The 16,854-nt window shown below is 67.3% G+C and carries 13 protein-coding genes and 1 pseudogene; 12 read left to right on the plus strand and 2 right to left on the minus strand.

Going from position 1 to position 16,854, the window contains the following annotated elements:
• The first annotated feature begins 213 nt into the window (after positions 1 to 213).
• The 11 genes from ccoN (at position 214) to ACFPMG_RS26510 (ending at position 13,546) form a co-directional block, all read left to right on the plus strand.
• Positions 214 to 1,710 (plus strand): cytochrome-c oxidase, cbb3-type subunit I, encoded by a 1,497-nt coding sequence (gene ccoN / locus ACFPMG_RS26460; protein WP_094301480.1) that lies wholly within the window; start codon positions 214 to 216, stop codon positions 1,708 to 1,710.
• 19 nt (positions 1,711 to 1,729) lie between these two features.
• On the plus strand, positions 1,730 to 2,470 hold the full coding sequence (gene ccoO / locus ACFPMG_RS26465) for a cytochrome-c oxidase, cbb3-type subunit II (RefSeq protein ID WP_376998216.1): 741 nt from the start codon (positions 1,730 to 1,732) through the stop codon (positions 2,468 to 2,470).
• Between the two features lie 13 nt (positions 2,471 to 2,483).
• Entirely contained in the window at positions 2,484 to 2,645 is a 162-nt protein-coding gene (locus ACFPMG_RS26470; RefSeq protein ID WP_014238792.1) for a cbb3-type cytochrome c oxidase subunit 3, read from the plus strand.
• 3 nt (positions 2,646 to 2,648) lie between these two features.
• On the plus strand, positions 2,649 to 3,536 hold the full coding sequence (ccoP, locus tag ACFPMG_RS26475; RefSeq protein WP_376998217.1) for a cytochrome-c oxidase, cbb3-type subunit III: 888 nt from the start codon (positions 2,649 to 2,651) through the stop codon (positions 3,534 to 3,536).
• Positions 3,537 to 3,831: 295 nt separating this feature from the next.
• A complete protein-coding gene (gene ccoG, locus ACFPMG_RS26480) occupies positions 3,832 to 5,370 on the plus strand; it encodes a cytochrome c oxidase accessory protein CcoG (protein WP_376998218.1) in 1,539 nt (512 codons plus the stop codon).
• A 46-nt stretch (positions 5,371 to 5,416) separates the two neighbouring features.
• A complete protein-coding gene (locus tag ACFPMG_RS26485; RefSeq protein WP_237904657.1) occupies positions 5,417 to 5,941 on the plus strand; it encodes a FixH family protein in 525 nt (174 codons plus the stop codon).
• A gap of 48 nt (positions 5,942 to 5,989) precedes the next feature.
• On the plus strand, positions 5,990 to 8,458 hold the full coding sequence (locus ACFPMG_RS26490; protein ID WP_376998219.1) for a heavy metal translocating P-type ATPase: 2,469 nt from the start codon (positions 5,990 to 5,992) through the stop codon (positions 8,456 to 8,458).
• Entirely contained in the window at positions 8,412 to 8,552 is a 141-nt protein-coding gene (gene ccoS / locus ACFPMG_RS26495) for a cbb3-type cytochrome oxidase assembly protein CcoS (RefSeq protein WP_376998255.1), read from the plus strand. The genes ACFPMG_RS26490 and ccoS overlap by 47 nt, the downstream gene beginning before the upstream one ends.
• A 180-nt stretch (positions 8,553 to 8,732) precedes the next feature.
• Positions 8,733 to 9,395 carry a Crp/Fnr family transcriptional regulator gene (locus ACFPMG_RS26500; RefSeq protein WP_247873943.1) on the plus strand — a complete coding sequence of 221 codons (663 nt, stop codon included), beginning with the start codon at positions 8,733 to 8,735 and terminating at the stop codon, positions 9,393 to 9,395.
• 218 nt (positions 9,396 to 9,613) lie between these two features.
• Positions 9,614 to 11,884, plus strand: a complete 2,271-nt coding sequence (locus ACFPMG_RS26505) for an NADP-dependent malic enzyme (protein ID WP_376998220.1) — start codon at positions 9,614 to 9,616, stop codon at positions 11,882 to 11,884.
• Positions 11,885 to 12,040: 156 nt separating this feature from the next.
• Positions 12,041 to 13,546 carry an ATP-binding protein gene (locus ACFPMG_RS26510; protein WP_376998221.1) on the plus strand — a complete coding sequence of 502 codons (1,506 nt, stop codon included), beginning with the start codon at positions 12,041 to 12,043 and terminating at the stop codon, positions 13,544 to 13,546.
• Positions 13,547 to 13,832: 286 nt separating this feature from the next.
• On the opposite strand, the gene ACFPMG_RS26515 is transcribed toward ACFPMG_RS26510, so the two are convergent.
• Positions 13,833 to 14,354 (minus strand): Cache 3/Cache 2 fusion domain-containing protein, encoded by a 522-nt coding sequence (locus tag ACFPMG_RS26515; RefSeq protein ID WP_137115297.1) that lies wholly within the window; start codon positions 14,352 to 14,354, stop codon positions 13,833 to 13,835.
• A 266-nt stretch (positions 14,355 to 14,620) separates the two neighbouring features.
• Positions 14,621 to 15,471: pseudogene (locus tag ACFPMG_RS26520) on the minus strand (IS630 family transposase); the annotation flags it as partial.
• 252 nt (positions 15,472 to 15,723) lie between these two features.
• On the opposite strand from ACFPMG_RS26520, the gene ACFPMG_RS26525 reads away from it, so the two are divergent.
• Entirely contained in the window at positions 15,724 to 16,767 is a 1,044-nt protein-coding gene (locus tag ACFPMG_RS26525; RefSeq protein ID WP_376998222.1) for a PstS family phosphate ABC transporter substrate-binding protein, read from the plus strand.
• The last annotated feature ends 87 nt before the right edge of the window (positions 16,768 to 16,854 follow it).

A 16,854-nucleotide genomic window follows, 5' to 3' on the forward strand; every position in this document is an offset into this window, starting at 1 on the left:
GGCAGGCACCGGTAAGACCGGTCGTTGACGTAGATCAATGTTGCAAGGTCCACCCCTACACATATTGGGATTATTGGAGGCAGGCGCAACCGGCGTCCGCATAAGAAGTGCATCGTATGTGAACCTGCCCCCCTCCTTAACAGTACGTACCCAGCGGTGGTGCAACCTCAGAGGGAGCGGCCCGAGCCGCCCGGGGCAAACGGGAGAGATTGAATGACATCAGCGACTCTGACGCCAGGGGCCGCCCTGGGCAGCCAGCGGGTGTCGGAAAATGTGCGTTACTACGAAGACGCCGTCCGACTCTTCGTCATCGCTGCAGTGTTCTGGGGCGTCGTCGGCTTCCTGGCCGGCGTCTTCATCGCGCTGCAGCTCGCTTTTCCGGCGCTGAATCTCGGCCTTGAGTGGACGAGCTTCGGGCGCCTGCGGCCGGTCCACACCTCGGCCGTGATCTTCGCGTTCGGCGGCAACGTCCTGTTCGCCACCTCGCTCTACTCCGTGCAGCGCACCAGCCGCCAGTTCCTGTTCGGCGGCGAGGGCCTCGCGAAGTTCGTCTTCTGGAACTACAACATCTTCATCGTCCTGGCGGCGCTCAGCTACGTGCTCGGCTACACCCAGGGCAAGGAGTATGCGGAGCCGGAGTGGATCCTCGACCTCTATCTGACGGTCATCTGGGTCCTCTACGCCATCCAGTTCATCGGCACGGTGATGACCCGCAAGGAGTCGCACATCTACGTCGCCAACTGGTTCTTCATGGCGTTCATCCTGACCGTCGCGATCCTCCACATCGGCAACAACGTCAACGTCCCGGTGTCGCTGACCGGGATGAAGTCCTACCCGTTCGTCTCGGGCGTGCAGAGCGCCATGGTGCAGTGGTGGTACGGCCACAACGCGGTCGGCTTCTTCCTGACCGCCGGCTTCCTCGGCATCATGTACTACTTCGTTCCGAAGCGCGCGGAGCGGCCGGTCTATTCGTACCGCCTGTCGATCGTGCACTTCTGGACGCTGATCTTCCTCTACATCTGGGCCGGCCCGCACCACCTGCACTACACGGCCCTGCCGGACTGGGCGCAGACGCTGGGCATGACCTTCTCGGTCATGCTGTGGATGCCGTCCTGGGGCGGCATGATCAACGGCATCATGACCCTGTCGGGTGCCTGGGACAAGCTGCGCACCGACCCGGTCCTGCGCTTCCTCGTGACGTCGGTGGCCTTCTACGGCATGTCGACCTTCGAGGGCCCGCTGATGTCGGTGAAGCCGGTCAACGCCCTGTCGCACTACACCGACTGGACGATCGGCCACGTGCACTCCGGTGCGCTCGGCTGGGTGGCCTTCATCTCCTTCGGCGCGATCTACTATCTGGTCCCGGTCCTGTGGAAGCGCTCGCAGCTCTACAGCCTGCGTCTGGTCAGCTACCACTTCTGGACCGCCACCATCGGCATCGTGCTCTACATCACCGCCATGTGGGTGTCGGGCATCATGCAGGGCCTGATGTGGCGCGCCTACGACAACCTCGGCTTCCTCCAGTACTCGTTCGTCGAGACGGTCGCGGCCATGCATCCCTTCTACGTGATCCGTGCTCTGGGCGGCGTCCTGTTCCTGGCTGGTGCCCTGATCATGGTCTACAACCTGTGGCGCACGGCCAAGGGTGACGTCCGCATCGAGAAGCCCTATGCCTCCGCCCCGCACAAGGCGGCGGTCGGTGCGGCCTGACGCCGGAGGAACTGAGAAAATGGCTGAGCAAAAAAAGGGCTTTAGTCACGACACGATCGAGCGGAACACGCTTCTGCTCATCGTCCTGATCCTGATCACCGTGTCGATCGGCGGCCTCGTCCAGATCGTCCCGCTGTTCACGATCGAGTCGACGATCGAGAAGGTGGACGGGGTTCGTCCCTATTCGCCGCTCGAACTGGCTGGCCAGAACATCTACTACCGCGAAGGCTGCTACAACTGCCACAGCCAGCAGATCCGTCCGTTCCGCGACGAGGTGGAGCGCTACGGTCATTACTCGCTGGCCGCGGAAAGCATGTACGACCATCCCTTCCAGTGGGGCTCCAAGCGCACCGGTCCGGACCTGGCCCGCGTGGGTGGCAAGTACTCCAACGACTGGCAGGTCGCCCACCTGGTCGATCCGCGCGCCGTGGTGCCGGAATCGATCATGCCGGGCTACGCTTGGATGAAGGACCGTCCGCTGAAGTACACCGACATCCAGGATCACATGAAGACCCTGCGCATCGTCGGCGTCCCCTACACGGACGAGCAGATCGCCAGCGCCAAGGCCGACCTCGAAGCGCAGAAGAACCCGGACGCCGACACGGCCGGTCTGACGAAGCGCTACCCGAAGGCCGTCGTGGCGAACTTCACGGGCAACAAGGGCGTCACCGAAATGGACGCGCTGGTGGCCTACCTGCAGGTCCTGGGTACCATGGTGGACTTCACCAAGTACCAGTCGCCCAAGCAGCTCCAGCAGTAACCGGGAGGGATCCATGGACTTGGATTCGATCACTGTCGCCCTGCGGTCCTTCTGGACCGTCTGGCTGGCCCTGCTTTTCACCGGCATCGTGGTCTACGCCATGTGGCCAGGCAACCGGGGCAAGTTCGAAGACGCCTCCCGGATCCCGCTCAAGGAAGATGGTCAGGAGTTTTAGGCCATGGCACAGAAAGAAAAGGACGCCCTGTCCGGCGTCGAGACCACCGGCCACGAGTGGGACGGCCTGCGGGAGCTGAACAACCCCCTGCCCAAGTGGTGGCTGTACATCTTCTACGTCTGCATCGCGTGGTCCCTCGTCTACTACGTGCTCTACCCGGCCTGGCCGCTGGGCAAGAGCTACACGAAGGGCCTGCTCGGCTACTCGCAGCGCGAGGAGCTGGTGCAGAAGGTCGCCGACGGCAAGAAGGCCCAGGAAAAGTACCTGACGGCCATCGCGGCGACCTCGGTCGAGGACATCCAGAAGAACAAGGACCTCCTTGCCTTCGCGATGGCCGGCGGCCGCTCCTACTTCAACGAGAACTGCGCGGCCTGCCACGGCGCCGGCGGTCAGGGCGCCAAGGGCTTCCCGACGCTCGCCGACGACGTGTGGCTGTGGGGCGGCACCACCGCCGACATCTACAAGACCATCCAGCACGGCATCCGTGCGGATGACGGCGACACCCGCGGGACGGTCGGCATCGGCATGACCGCCTTCGGCCGGGACGGCATCCTGAACCGCGAGCAGATCGGTCAGGTCGCCGAGTACATCCTGTCGCTGAACAAGCGGTCGACCGACGCCGCCGCCGCGGAAAAGGGCAAGACCGTCTATGACGAGAACTGCGCCGCCTGCCACGGCGACAGCGCGCAGGGCTCGGTCGCGGTCGGCATGGACGTCGGCGCTCCGCCGCTCGTCACGGCCAACTGGCTGTATGGCGGCGACAAGGCCACGCTGGTGGAGACCATCACGAACGGCCGCGCCGGCGTGATGCCCGCCTGGTCGAAGCGTCTGGACGACGCGACGGTCAAGTCGCTGGCCGTCTATGTCCACAACCTGGGCGGCGGCAAGTAAGCCGTCCAGCCAGGAAGGACCGGCCGGGGAGGGGGACGCCCCCCTGGCGGGTCCGCCGGACTTCGGTGCCGGGGAGGCGACTCCCCGGCATTTTCTTTTTCCGGGCGGCTTGTTGTCCGGCCCACGACGGGGGCTCGGGGGAGGGCGCAGGCACCCCGGTTCCGCCCCCCACATCCTTTGATCCAGCGCAATGCCCCTGTGACGTTGTGCCGCCATAGTCCCCTCGCCACAGCCGAACCATGTCGGCATGGCCAAGCCGCCCGCGTGGCGGACGCCAGACGAAGAAGGCGAGGTCATGAGCACGACCACCGAACAGCCGCCGCTCCGAAGCGATGTCTTGGAAGGCCCAGCCCCGGCCGCCGGGGACGCGCCCGCCGCCGCCCCGCCGAAGGCGCCGCGCCGCGCGTCGCGCTCAATGTACCAGAAGCACGCCAAGGTCTATCCCAAGGCGGTGCACGGCACCTTTCGCAGCATCAAATGGGCGGCGCTGACGGTTCTCCTGGCGATCTACTACGTGCTGCCATGGGTCCGCTGGGACCGCGGGCCGAACGCCCCCGACCAAGCGGTGCTGCTCGACCTCGCCAACCGCCGCTTCTACCTGTTCTTCGTGGAGCTGTGGCCGCAGCAGATCTATTACCTGACCGGCGCGCTGATCCTGGCGGCGCTGGGCCTGTTCCTGGCGACCTCGCTGGCCGGCCGCGTCTGGTGCGGCTACGCCTGCCCGCAGACGGTGTGGACCGACCTCTATGTCTGGGTCGAACGGCTGGTCGAGGGCGACCGCGGCGAGCGCATCCGCCTCGACCAAGGCCCCTGGACCGCCCGCAAGGCCGGGCGCAAGGTTCTGAAGAACCTGATCTGGCTGCTGATCGCGCTGGCGACCGGCGGCGCCTGGATCTTCTACTTCACCGACGCGCCGACTCTGCTCGGCGAGATGCTGCGCTTCGAGGTGTCCTCGACCGTCCTCGGCTTCATCGGCCTGTTCACCGCCACCACCTACCTGCTGGCCGGCTTCGCGCGGGAGCAGGTCTGCACCTACATGTGCCCGTGGCCGCGCTTCCAGTCGGCGATGATCGACGAGGACAGCCTGATCGTCACCTACCAGGACTGGCGCGGCGAGGGCCGCAGCCTGCTGCGCAAGTCGCAGAGCTGGGAGGAACGCAGGGCCGAGGGGCTGGGCGACTGCATCGACTGCTTCAACTGCGTCCAGGTCTGCCCCGCCGGCATCGACATCCGCGACGGGCTGCAGATGCAGTGCATCGGCTGCGGCCTGTGCATCGACGCCTGCGACGAGATCATGACCAAGGTCGGACGCCCGGCCGGCCTCATCACGTTCGACACCCAGACCAATCAGGTGGCCGTCGCCACCGGCGGAAAGCCCGTGCCCTTCCGCCTGCTGCGCCCGCGCACCATCCTCTACACGCTGATGATGCTGGTCATCGCCGGCGGCATCGGCGTCGGGCTTCTGCTGAAGCCGGGGCTGGACATCAGCGTCCTGCGCGACCGCGCGCCGCTGTTCGTGGCGCTGTCCGACGGGTCGGTGCGCAACGCCTACACCTTCAAGATCTCCAACATGACCCGCGACCCGCGCGCCTACACGCTGGCGGTTTCCGGCGTGGCGGGGGCCAGCCTGTCGGTGGCCGGCGACGGTCAGGACGAGCAGGCCGGCACCCAGCGCCTGACCGCCGATCCGGACATGGTGGCGACCTACAGAATTTTCGTGACCGCGCCGCGCACCGGTTTGCAAGGCGCCTCCCAGCCCCTTACCTTCAGGCTCACCTCGGCCGATGGTGAGGTGGCGACCTATGACTCCGTCTTCATGGGGCCGGCCAACTGATCCCGACCGGCTCTTCGCGCTGCATTCACCAAAGGTCAAGACGACGATGACGCTGTCCACCGACGCCGGAACCCGCCGCACCCCGCCCCGCCGGACCGGCCGCCAGCCCGGCTGGTACATCCCCTGGATCTTCGTGGCCGGTTTCGCCGTCGTGATCGCGGTCAACGGCGTGATGCTGCACTTCGCCCTGTCGAGCTGGACTGGTGTCCAGACCGAGCAGCATTTCATGAAGGGGCTGAAGTACAACGAGGATCTGGCCGGCGCCCGCGCCCAGGCCGAGCGCGGCTGGAAGGTCGCCACCGACTTCACCAGCACCGAGGCGCAGAAGGGCATCCTGGCGCTGACGCTGCACGACAAGCACGGCAATCTGCTGAAGGACGCCGAGGTGAAGGTCGCCTTCATCCGCCCGACCAGCGAGGGCCACGATGTGCGCCTCGACCTGCCCTATCTGGGCGAGGGCCGCTTCGCCGCTCCGGTGGCGCTGCCGCTGCCCGGCCAGTGGGACCTGCGCGTGGAAATCCATCATGCCACGGGCGACTATCAGGACGAACAGCGCCTCTTCGTCAAGTAAGCGTCCATCGAACGGGCGCGCGGCACACCAGCACACGGGTTTCGTGACATGACCGTCTGCCTCCACTGCGGGCAGGAGCATCCCGAGGGCACCGGCACCACCGCCTCCGACGGCGCCGGCCCCTTCTGCTGCACCGGCTGCGCGGCGGCCTACGACCTCGTCCGCGGGCTCGGGCTGGAACGCTATTACGAGCGGCGCTGCGTCGATCCCGCCGCCCGGCCGCTGCGCCCGGACGGGGAGGCACCGCCGCTCGACTATGCCCCCCACGCCAAGCACGCCGAGGACGGCACCGCTTCGCTGCACCTGATGGTGGACGGGCTGCAATGCGCGGCCTGCGTCTGGCTGATCGAGACGGCGCTGGCCCGCCAGCCGGGGGTGACCCACGCGCGGCTGAACATGACCACGCGCCGCCTGTCGGTGACGTGGCGCGAGGCCGAGACCGACGCCAACACGGTCGTCGACACCATCGCCCGCATCGGCTACCGCGCCGTGCCCTTCGATCCGGAGCGGCTGGGCGACGCTCAAGCGAAGACGGAGAAGGAGCTTCTGCGCGCGCTGGCCGTCGCCGGCTTCGGCGCCAGCAACGTCATGCTGCTGTCGGTGTCGGTCTGGGCCGGGCACGCGACGGGCATGGGCAGCGCCACCCGCGACCTGATGCACTGGCTGTCGGCGCTGATCTGCATGCCGGCCATCGCCTACGCCCTGCGGCCCTTCGCGCGTTCGGCCTTCCAGGCGCTGCGGCGCGGGCGGACGAACATGGACGTGCCGATCACCATCGGCGTCCTGCTCGCCACCAGCATGAGCCTGTTCGAGACGATCAACAGCGGCCAGCACGCCTATTTCGACGGCGCGATGATGCTGCTGTTCTTCCTGCTGATCGGGCGCTACCTCGACCAGCGGGCGCGCGGCCGGGCGCGCTCGGCGGCGGAACAGCTTCTCGGCCTGCACGCCACCTCGGTGACCGTGCTGAACGAGGACGGGCGCAGCGCCATCGTCCCGCCGGATCAGGTCAACCCCGGCTCCACCATCCTGGTGGCGGTGGGCGAGCGGGTCGCGGTCGACGGCACGGTGGCCGATGGCGTCTCCGACCTCGACACCGCCCTGATCACCGGCGAGACGGTGCCGGGCAGCGTGCGCCCCGGCGACCGCGTGTTCGCCGGCATGCTCAACCTCACCGCCCCGCTGCGCGTGACCGTGACGGCGGTGGGCGAGGGCACGCTGCTGGCCGAGATCGTCCGGCTGATGGAGGTGGCGGAGCAGGGCCGCGCCAAATACGTCGCTATCGCCGACCGCGTGTCGCGCCATTACGCCCCCGTCGTCCATGTGGCGGCGCTGGGCACCTTCCTGGGCTGGCTGCTGCTCGGCGGGCTGCCTTGGCAGGATTCGCTGATGAACGCGGTCGCCGTCCTGATCATCACCTGCCCCTGCGCGCTGGCGCTCGCCGTGCCGGTGGTGCAGGTGATCGCCAGCGGCCGGCTGATGCGGCAGGGCATCCTGCTGAAGACCGCCACGGCGCTGGAGCGGCTGGCCGTCATCGACACGGTGGTCTTCGACAAGACCGGCACGCTGACCGAGGGGCGGCCCGTCCCGCAGCTCGACGGCGTGGCCGAGGACGACCTGCGCCTTGCCGCTGCGCTCGCCGGGGCCAGCCGCCACCCGCTGGCCCGCGCCCTGACCCGCGCGCTGCCCAGCGTGCCCGTCGCCGCCGGCGTGCGCGAGGTTCCCGGCGCCGGCCTCGCCCTGGATGGTCCTGACGGGGAAATCCGGCTGGGCAGTCGCGCCTTCACCGGCGCGCCGGACACGGCGGAGGACGCCGCCGGGCCGGAGCTATGGCTGGCCCGCCCCGGCGCCATTCCGGTGCGCATAACCTTCCTCGACGCGCCGCGCGCCGACGCCGCGGCGGTGGTGCGCGGACTGAAGGCGCGGGGCCTCGACGTCCGGCTGCTGTCCGGCGACCGCCGCGGCGCGGTGGCCGCGGTGGCCGCACAACTGGGCATCGAGGATTGGCGGGCCGGCCAGACGCCTGCCGACAAGACCGCCGTTCTGGACGCGCTCGCCGCCGAGGGCCGCAAGGTGCTGATGGTCGGCGACGGGCTGAACGACGCCCCGGCGCTGGCCGCGGCCAGCGTGTCCATGTCGCCGTCCACCGCGGTGGACGTCAGCCAGACCGCCGCCGACGTGGTGTTCCAGGGCCGCCGCCTGCGCCCCATCCTGGAGGCGTTCGAGGTGTCCCGCCGCTCCGGGCGGCTGGTGCGCCAGAATTTCGGCATCGCGCTGGTCTACAACCTGTTCGCGGTGCCCATCGCCATGGCGGGCATGCTGACGCCGCTGCTGGCGGCGCTGGCCATGTCCTCCTCCTCCCTGATCGTTATCGCCAACGCCCTGCGGCTCAGCCGCGGCGCGGTGACCAAGGACCTGACCGATGACCGAGCTTCTCTACCTGATCGCGATCGCGCTGAGCCTGGGGCTGATGGGCCTGGGAGCGTTCCTGTGGGCTCTCAAGTCCGGGCAGTTTGACGATCTCGATGGGGCGGCCCACCGCATCCTGTTCGACGATGAGCCGCCGCGCCCGAACGCCGAGCCGTCGAGCCCCCCGAAGAAGCGCTCTTAAGGCGTGGCTATGGCAATTCGGCCACGGCCCCTGTGAGCACCGTTGCGAAACAGACCGAATATGACGATTATGGGGGCGTTGTACGGCTAAGGGCTGGGTCATGCCATGCCACCCTTTGACATGGGACGCGCCCGCGAAAAGGGCGCGGCGAGTGAGATGAATCCCTGTGGGGCCTGTCCCGTGCGCAGTCTGACCGTCTGCGCCGCCCTGGACCCCGAGGAGCTGCGCCGTCTCGCCGACATCCTCCAGACGTCCCGCGTCGAAGCCGGACAGACCCTGTTCAGCGAAGGCGACGCGGCGGACGCGCTCTACAACGTCACCGCCGGCACCGTGAAGCTCTACAAGCTGCTGCCGGACGGGCGCCGCCAGATCACCGGCTTCCTCGTCACCGGCGACTTCCTGGGGCTGGCCGTCAACGACAGCTACGCCTACACCGCGGAAACGGTCACGGCGGCGACGCTCTGCCGCTTCCCGCGCAAGAAGATCGACGCGCTGATGGACGAGTTCCCGAAGATGCAGCGCCGTCTTTTCTCCATGGCCTCGAACGAGCTGGCGGCGGCTCAGGACCAGATGCTGCTTCTCGGCCGCAAGACGGCGAAGGAGAAGATCTGCTCCTTCCTGCTGATGCTGTCCCAGCGCGCCGCCCGGCGCGGGCACAAGGAAAACCCCGTCTATGTGCCGATGAGCCGGGCCGATATCGCCGATTACCTGGGCCTGACCACCGAGACGGTCAGCCGCACCTTCACCCAGCTGAAGACCGCCGGGGTGATCTCGCTGCAGGAAGGCAACAAGGTCCTGATCAGCGACATGGACGCCATCTACGACATGGCCGAGGGCTGCTGAGCCTCCTTCCGGACACGAAACGATTGCTTCGATCATCGTTCGTGATCTGATATGTCGTATTCCAGGAAAAATTCGCATCTTTCGTGCGATCCCGCTCTGGCGGGACGCGCCCGCGCGGGCTAACATCCGCCGCCCGACCGGCCGGAACCGAAAACAACAACGACGGCCGGCCCAAAGAAGAACGGCTGCAACAGCCTACGCTCAGGAACCGAACCCCGATGACCGAACCCGATACAAAGCGCGTCACCGACGAAGAAGCCCTTCTGCTGCACTCCTCCGGGCGTCCGGGCAAGCTGGAGATCGCGCCCACCAAGCCGCTGACGACCCAGCGCGACCTGTCGTTGGCCTATTCGCCGGGCGTGGCCGTTCCCTGCCTGCGCATCGCCGAGGACCCCAGCACGGCCTACGACTACACGGCCAAGGGCAACATCGTCGCCGTCATCTCCAACGGCACGGCGGTGCTGGGCCTGGGCGACCTCGGCGCGCTCGCCTCCAAGCCGGTGATGGAAGGCAAGGCTGTCCTCTTCAAGCGCTTCGCCGACGTGGACGGCATCGATCTGGAAGTCGATACGAAGAACGTCGACGAGTTCGTCAACTGCGTCCGCTTCCTCGGGCCGAGCTTCGGCGGCATCAATCTTGAGGACATCAAGGCGCCGGACTGCTTCATCATCGAGGAGCGCCTGCGCGAGCTGCTGGACATCCCCGTCTTCCACGACGACCAGCACGGCACCGCCATCATCGCCGCCGCCGGCCTGATCAACGCCTGCGACATCACCGGGCGGAATCTCAAGGACGTGACGATGGTGGTCAACGGCGCCGGGGCGGCGGGCATCGCCTGCGCCGAGCTGTTCACCACCATGGGCGTGCCGCGCGAGAACATCATCCTGTGCGACACCAAGGGCGTCGTCTACCGCGGCCGCACCGACGGCATGAACCAGTGGAAGTCGTCCTTCGCGGTGGAGACGGACAAGCGCACGCTCCAGGAGGCGGTCGCGGGGTCCGACGTCTTCGTCGGCCTGTCGGCCAAGGGCGCGATGACGCCGGAGATGGTCAAGTCGATGGCGGCCAAGCCGATCATCTTCGCGCTGGCCAACCCCGACCCGGAAATCACCCCGGAGGAGGTGAAGGCCGTCCGTTCCGACGCCATCGTGGCGACCGGTCGCTCCGACTACCCGAACCAGGTCAACAACGTCCTGGGCTTCCCCTACCTGTTCCGCGGCGCGCTGGACGTGCGGGCGACCACCATCAACGAGGCGATGAAGGTCGCCGCCGCCAAGGCGCTGGCCGCCCTGGCGCGCGAGGACGTGCCGGACGAGGTGGACGCCGCCTATGCGGGCCGCCGCCTGCGCTACGGGCCGGAATACATCATCCCGGTGCCCTTCGACCCGCGGCTGATCGTGACGGTGCCCGCCGCGGTGGCCCAGGCGGCCATGGAGACCGGCGTGGCGCGCAAGCCCATCGTCGATCTGGCGGGCTACCGGAACGCGCTGCGCACCCGCCTCAACCCCACGGCGGACAGCCTCCAGCTCATCCTGGAAAAGGTGAAGGCCAACCCGCGCCGCGTCGTCTTCGCCGAGGGCGAGGAGGAGCGGACGATCCGCGCTGCGCTCGCCTACCGCGCCGCCGGCTTCGGCACGCCGGTGCTGATCGGGCGCGAGGAGGTCATCAAGGAGCAGCTGGCGGCGATGGGCCAGCCCGCCGTCTCGCTGGAGATCCACAACGCCCGCGTCTCCGACGCCAACCGCCGCTACAGCGACTATCTGTACCGCCGGATGCAGCGCAAGGGGGCCCTGCTGCGCGACTGCCAGCGCATGGTGAACCAGGACCGCAACGTCTTCGCCGCGCTGATGGTGGCGCAGGGCGACGCCCACGCCATGGTCACCGGCCTGACCCGCAACTTCGGCGTGGCCTTCGAGGAGATCCGCCGGGTCATCGACGCCAAGGCGAACGAGCCGGTTTTCGGCCTGCACGTCTTCCTGACGCGCAACCGCACGGTGCTGATCGCCGACACCACGGTGCATGTCCGCCCGGACGGCCGGACGCTGGCCGACATCGCCATCGGCGCCGCGGCCAAGGCGCGCCAGATGGGGCACGAGCCGCGGGTGGCGCTGCTGTCCTTCTCCGACTTCGGCCAGCATCCCCACCCGAACACCGACCCGCTGCGCGAGGCCATCTCCATCCTCGACAGCCGCCGCGTCGATTTCGAGTATGACGGGGAGATGTCGGCGGACGTGGCGCTCGACTACCAGCTGATGAAGCGGGTCTACCCCTTCTGCCGGCTGTCCGGCCCGGCCAACGTGCTGATCATGCCTGGCCTGCATTCGGCCAACATCACGGCAAAGATGCTGCACAAGATGGCCGGCGGCCAGATGATCGGCCCGCTGCTGATCGGCTTGGACAAGCCGGCGCAGATCGTCACCATGGGCGCCTCGGTCAACGATCTGGTCACCGCGGCGGCGCTGGCGGCCCACGACTCGCTGCCCTGGTAAGCAGCGAAGCGGCGCTCTTCGGACGGCGCGCGGGCCGGGTGTTTCCCTGGCCCGCGCGTTAATCTTTTGTGACGTCCGCTCACCGGCTTGCGGGATGGTGTAAAAGCGGAGTTCCGTCTCCAAGACCGTCCGCATGACGCACGAGAAGCGCCGTCCATGACTCCCAAGCCGATGCCGCCCCTCCGGTTGATCCTCGCCGCCGCGCTGGTGCTGGCGCCGCTGCTGCCGGCCCTGTGGGGGCTGTGGCGGCAGGGGACGATCGGACCGCTGGTCGTGATTCTGGGGGGCTTGGCCGGGGTCGGCGGGGTGGCGCTGATGATCCAGCTGTATTTCCGCGATCTGCGGACGGTGGCCGCCCACGCCGCACAGCTCGCCGCCGGCCCGACGGAGGTGGTCCCGCCCTTGCCCGTCACCGCCTCCCGCCCGGTGCGCGCGGCGGCGGCGGCGGCGGTGCGGCTGCACCGGGTGATGAACGCCCGCACCGAACTGGCGCTGGCCCAGCTCGAAGCCAACGAATCCATCATCGAGGCGCTGCACGACCCGCTGGTGCTGGTCGGGGCGGAGCGGCAGGTGGCGCGGGCCAACCAGGCGGCGCGCGCCCTGTTCGGCGACCGCATCCTCGACCGCGACCTCGCCGCCTCGCTGCGCAACCCGGCGGTGCTGGAGGCGGTGGACGCGGTGCTGAAGGGCGGCGCCTCGCGCATCCTGGAATTCAGCCTGCCGGTGCCGGTGGAGCGCATGTTCGAGGTGCGGGTCAAGCCCTTCCAGCGGCGCGTCCCCCGCCCGGCCCTTGGTGAGGACGGGGTGCCCGCCGGAACCGTGCCGGGGCGGATGGTCATCCTGACGCTGCACGACATCACCGCGCTGCGCCGGTCGGAGCAGATGCGCGCCGACTTCATCGCCAACGCCAGCCACGAGCTGCGCACGCCGCTGTCCTCGCTGCTCGGCTTCATCGAGACGCTGCGCGGCCCCGCCCGCGAGGATCTGGAGGCGCACGAGCGCTTCCTGTCGATCATGCAGGACCAGGCCAGCCGCATGGCCCGCCTCGTCAACGACCTGCTGTCGCTGTCGCGAATCGAGCTGGACGAGCACATGCCGCCCGCCGGCAAGGTCGACGTGCTGGACCGGCTGGACGGGGTGATGGCGGCGCTGGAGCTGAAGGCGGCCAGCCGCCGCATCCGCCTGACGCTGGAGGCGCCGGACGGCCTGCCCGCGGTGGTCGGCGACGAGGACCAGCTCACCCAGGTCTTCCAGAACCTCGTCAGCAACGCGATCAAATACACGCGCGAGAACACCGACGTGACCGTCGCCGTGTCGCTCGCCGACGGCGTGGCGGTCGGGGTGTCCGGCCCGGCGGGCCGCGGCGGACGGGGGATGCCGATGGTCGCCGTCGCCGTGCGCGACCAGGGGGAGGGCATCGCCCGCACCCATCTGCCGCGCCTGACCGAGCGCTTCTACCGGGTCGATGCCGCGCGGTCGCGCGCCATGGGCGGCACCGGGCTGGGGCTGGCCATCGTCAAGCACATCGTGAACCGTCACCGCGGCCGCCTGACCATCGAAAGCGCGGTCGGGGTGGGCAGCACCTTCACGGTCTATCTGCCGGCGGCCTCGGAGGAGTCGGGAGAGGGCCGCGCCGCGGAGCCCGCGCGGCGCCAAGCCTAAAGCGAACTGTCGTTCGCTTTAGGCTTATATTGCCTCATTCGCCGGCAGGCTCCGGTCGCATGTACGACCGGGACCGCCGTCGCGGTCCAAAGCGATGGTGGTGGTCGAACGCGCCAAGGAGGTGTCGCATCCGGACAGTTAGTGGAGCGCTCCAAACGGATCGTTAAGTAAGTGGCTGTGGGCGGCCTCCGCGCCTTGACGTGGAACGGCCATTCCAGGCCGTTCCCGGTGACGAAGGTAGCGGCACAAACAACAGCAGGCTCGGTCATTCGTCTGGTTGCTGTCGTCAGTCCTTCAGGTATCCGACATAATAGACGCCGATTATATTGTTGCGCGCGTCGCGTATGGGCTCATAGCCAGTGGTGTATGGCTTTCCCAGTATGTCAACGTCTCCATAGAAGCTCTCTCCTTTAGCAATTGCTGCAATCGCCTTACCCTTGGGATCGAGCACGGTTCCGATCGCACGAGATCCGTCATCCTTCTTTACATTCGTTGCTACCCGGACAAACTCATCGCCATTCTTGACAAAAATGGTAGACGTTCCTCCTTTCTCCTTTTGTACCTCGTCGACGAGTGAGAAGTTGTTGTTCATCTTAGTGTCGCCAAAGTACAAAGCCGGAACGGTCTTTCCGGCAATCGCATCTTCTCCTTTGATGTTCGGGGCGCCCAATGCCGCGGCCTTGGATTTGAGGAGTTGCATTGATGAGCGGACATCCTCCGCGGGTCCGGCGAGCGCTCGCGGATGCGGCAAAGCCGTGAACTCGGCGGTGAAAACCAGCAGCACAAGCGCAAACGTAGATGCCTTCATTGCCACCTCCCGGCCTCGCTGCATCTCGACGCCATAGATATCGGGTGAGGAGGCCCGTTATTGATGTGCCAAGCACTGAACAGTGATGCTTATCTGAGCCGCTCTCTCAAGCTTCCACAAGGCTATATGCCAGCATTATCTTCAGGGCCACTCAAATAGAGGCGCGATATATCTTTCTATGAACCACAATTTTGGTTCGCCAATCGCTTGGCAGAAAGCTCTTGGGAAATGCCGACATGATTGGAGACTAACCGAATGATGTTATTTCTGCGTTCCGAAATTTTCTTTGCTTTATTAACACTGGCGATGATGCGGTCAGGATCGGCGGTCCAGACGAAACGCTTGGCCGTCCTGTTATGCTCCGTGATGAAGCGGTGAATGGCGGCCTGGAGATCGACGCCGCCGCGGAAGCTGCCCCGGCGCAGGCGCTTGCGGGTCAGCTTGGCGAAGAAGCCCTCTACCGCGTTCAGCCACGACGCCGAGGTCGGGGTAAAGTGGAAAACCCAGCGCGGATGTTTGTCCAGCCAGGCGCGGACCTTCGGGTGCTTGTGGGTAGCGTAGTTGTCTAGGATCACATGGACCGCCTTGCCGACCGGCATGAGGAAACGGATGAACTCCTGATGCCGGTGGCGGGCCGCGCACTGCCCATCACGGTGCCGTCCAGCACGTTCAGCGCGGCGAACAGGGTGGTCGTTCCGTGGCGGGTGCAATCGTGGGTGTACGTCGCGGGCTGGTTCTTCGCCATCGGCAGCCCCGGTTGGGTACGCTCCGGGGATTGGATCTGCGACTTCTCATCGACCGACAACACCAAGGCGTGCGCCAGATGCGGCGCACGCTGGTGCCGCTCGCCCCGCTGGCCGCCATGGCGCGTCTTGTCGCGCAACAGCCCCTTGATGCCGTCCTCCTGGACGCGGCGCTGCCAGCGGTGCACGGTCGGCAACGACACGCCGGCCTTCCGCGCGATGGCGCCGTTCAGGCACGTACCGTCGTTCAACAGCGCGATGCGGGCACGCGGCACCAGCTTCTGCGGCGTGTTGCTGCTACGGATGGGGCCTTCCAACCGATCCCGGTCGGCAGGAGCCAGCTTCAGGTCGATGGCCCACGGCGAGACATCCATGCTCCGCCGCCTACCAGTATCCTTTGTGGAACGTAATGGCCCGTGCGGCGCGGGGCACTGGAGGTTGCGTCCACCCCGTCCGGCGTGACCGAAAGTGGGTGTCGTCATGAAACTGTCATAAAACCGTAATCAGCGCGTCGCGGACCCCGACTAGTGTCCGCCCCGCAAGCCGCCCGCCCCTGGGGGAAGCGGCACGGGGTTGAACCATCGCGTTCCCCGGAAAAGGGGCAACCGGACCATCGGAGGGATACCGTGAATTCCAAGAAGCTCGCCGTCACCGCCGCTGCGGTCGTCGCCATGACCGCCGCCTTCGCGGGTGCTGCGAACGCCCAGTCGCGCGATCAGATCCGCGCCGTCGGCTCCTCGACCGTGTTCCCGTTCACCACGGCGGTTGCCGAGGCCTTCGGCAAGGGCGGCAAGTTCAAGACCCCGGTCGTCGAGTCGACCGGCACCGGTGGCGGCCTGAAGCTGTTCTGCGCGGGCGTCGGCCCGCAGCACCCGGACGTCGCCAACGCCTCGCGCCGCATCAAGAAGTCCGAGGTCGAGCAGTGCGCCGCCAACGGCGTCGCCCAGATCACCGAGCTGAAGGTCGGCTTCGACGGCATCGCGCTGGCCTACTCCAAGCAGGCCCCGCACACCGACCTGACCACCCAGATCCTGTGGAAGGCCCTGGCCAAGGACGTGCCGATCGACGGCAAGATGGTCGCCAACCCCTACAAGAAGTGGTCGGACATCGACCCGAAGCTCCCCAACAAGGAGATCGAGGTCCTCGGCCCGCCCCCGACGTCCGGCACCCGTGACACCTTCAACGAGCTGGTGATGCTCGAAGGCTGCAAGAAGGTCGCCGAGGTGAAGACGATCGTCGCCGACGAGAAGGCCCGCGAGAAGGCCTGCATGACCATCCGCGAGGACGGCGGCTACGTCGAGGCCGGCGAGAACGACAACCTGATCGTCCAGAAGCTGACCGCCAACCCGGACGCCTTCGGCGTGTTCGGCTACAGCTTCTACGACCAGAACCGCGACAAGCTGCAGACCGCCAAGATGGACGGCGTCGATCTGTCGCCGGAAGCGGTCCAGGCCGGCAAGTACGAGCTGTCGCGCCCGCTGTTCATCTACATCAAGAACGCCCACGCCGGCGTCATCCCGGGCATCCGCGAGTTCATCGCCGAGTACACCTCGGAGCGCGCGATGGGCGAGGACGGCTACCTGGGCGACAAGGGCCTGATCTCCATGCCAAAGGCGGAGCGCGACGCCGCCCGCACCTCGGCGACCAACCTGACCCCGCTCCAGCTCTGACCGGCTGACGGCACCGGCGGCTCTCCTCGGAGGGCCGCCGGTTTCCCGTTTGTGCCAGGAGCCAATTCTCAGCCCATTTCCGGCGGT

The organism is Azospirillum himalayense (assembly GCF_042657465.1).
Taxonomy (GTDB): Bacteria; Pseudomonadota; Alphaproteobacteria; order Azospirillales; family Azospirillaceae; genus Azospirillum; species Azospirillum himalayense.

Bases quoted from the DNA above. Each gene is read 5' to 3' on its own strand.
- ccoN (WP_094301480.1), top strand. From the start codon at position 214: ATGACATCAGCGACTCTGACGCCAGGGGCCGCCCTGGGCAGCCAGCGG.
- ccoO (WP_376998216.1), top strand. From the start codon at position 1,730: ATGGCTGAGCAAAAAAAGGGCTTTAGTCACGACACGATCGAGCGGAAC.
- ACFPMG_RS26470 (WP_014238792.1), top strand. From the start codon at position 2,484: ATGGACTTGGATTCGATCACTGTCGCCCTGCGGTCCTTCTGGACCGTC.
- ccoP (WP_376998217.1), top strand. From the start codon at position 2,649: ATGGCACAGAAAGAAAAGGACGCCCTGTCCGGCGTCGAGACCACCGGC.
- ccoG (WP_376998218.1), top strand. From the start codon at position 3,832: ATGAGCACGACCACCGAACAGCCGCCGCTCCGAAGCGATGTCTTGGAA.
- ACFPMG_RS26485 (WP_237904657.1), top strand. From the start codon at position 5,417: ATGACGCTGTCCACCGACGCCGGAACCCGCCGCACCCCGCCCCGCCGG.
- ACFPMG_RS26490 (WP_376998219.1), top strand. From the start codon at position 5,990: ATGACCGTCTGCCTCCACTGCGGGCAGGAGCATCCCGAGGGCACCGGC.
- ccoS (WP_376998255.1), top strand. From the start codon at position 8,412: ATGGGCCTGGGAGCGTTCCTGTGGGCTCTCAAGTCCGGGCAGTTTGAC.
- ACFPMG_RS26505 (WP_376998220.1), top strand. From the start codon at position 9,614: ATGACCGAACCCGATACAAAGCGCGTCACCGACGAAGAAGCCCTTCTG.
- ACFPMG_RS26510 (WP_376998221.1), top strand. From the start codon at position 12,041: ATGACTCCCAAGCCGATGCCGCCCCTCCGGTTGATCCTCGCCGCCGCG.
- ACFPMG_RS26515 (WP_137115297.1), bottom strand. From the start codon at position 14,354: ATGAAGGCATCTACGTTTGCGCTTGTGCTGCTGGTTTTCACCGCCGAG.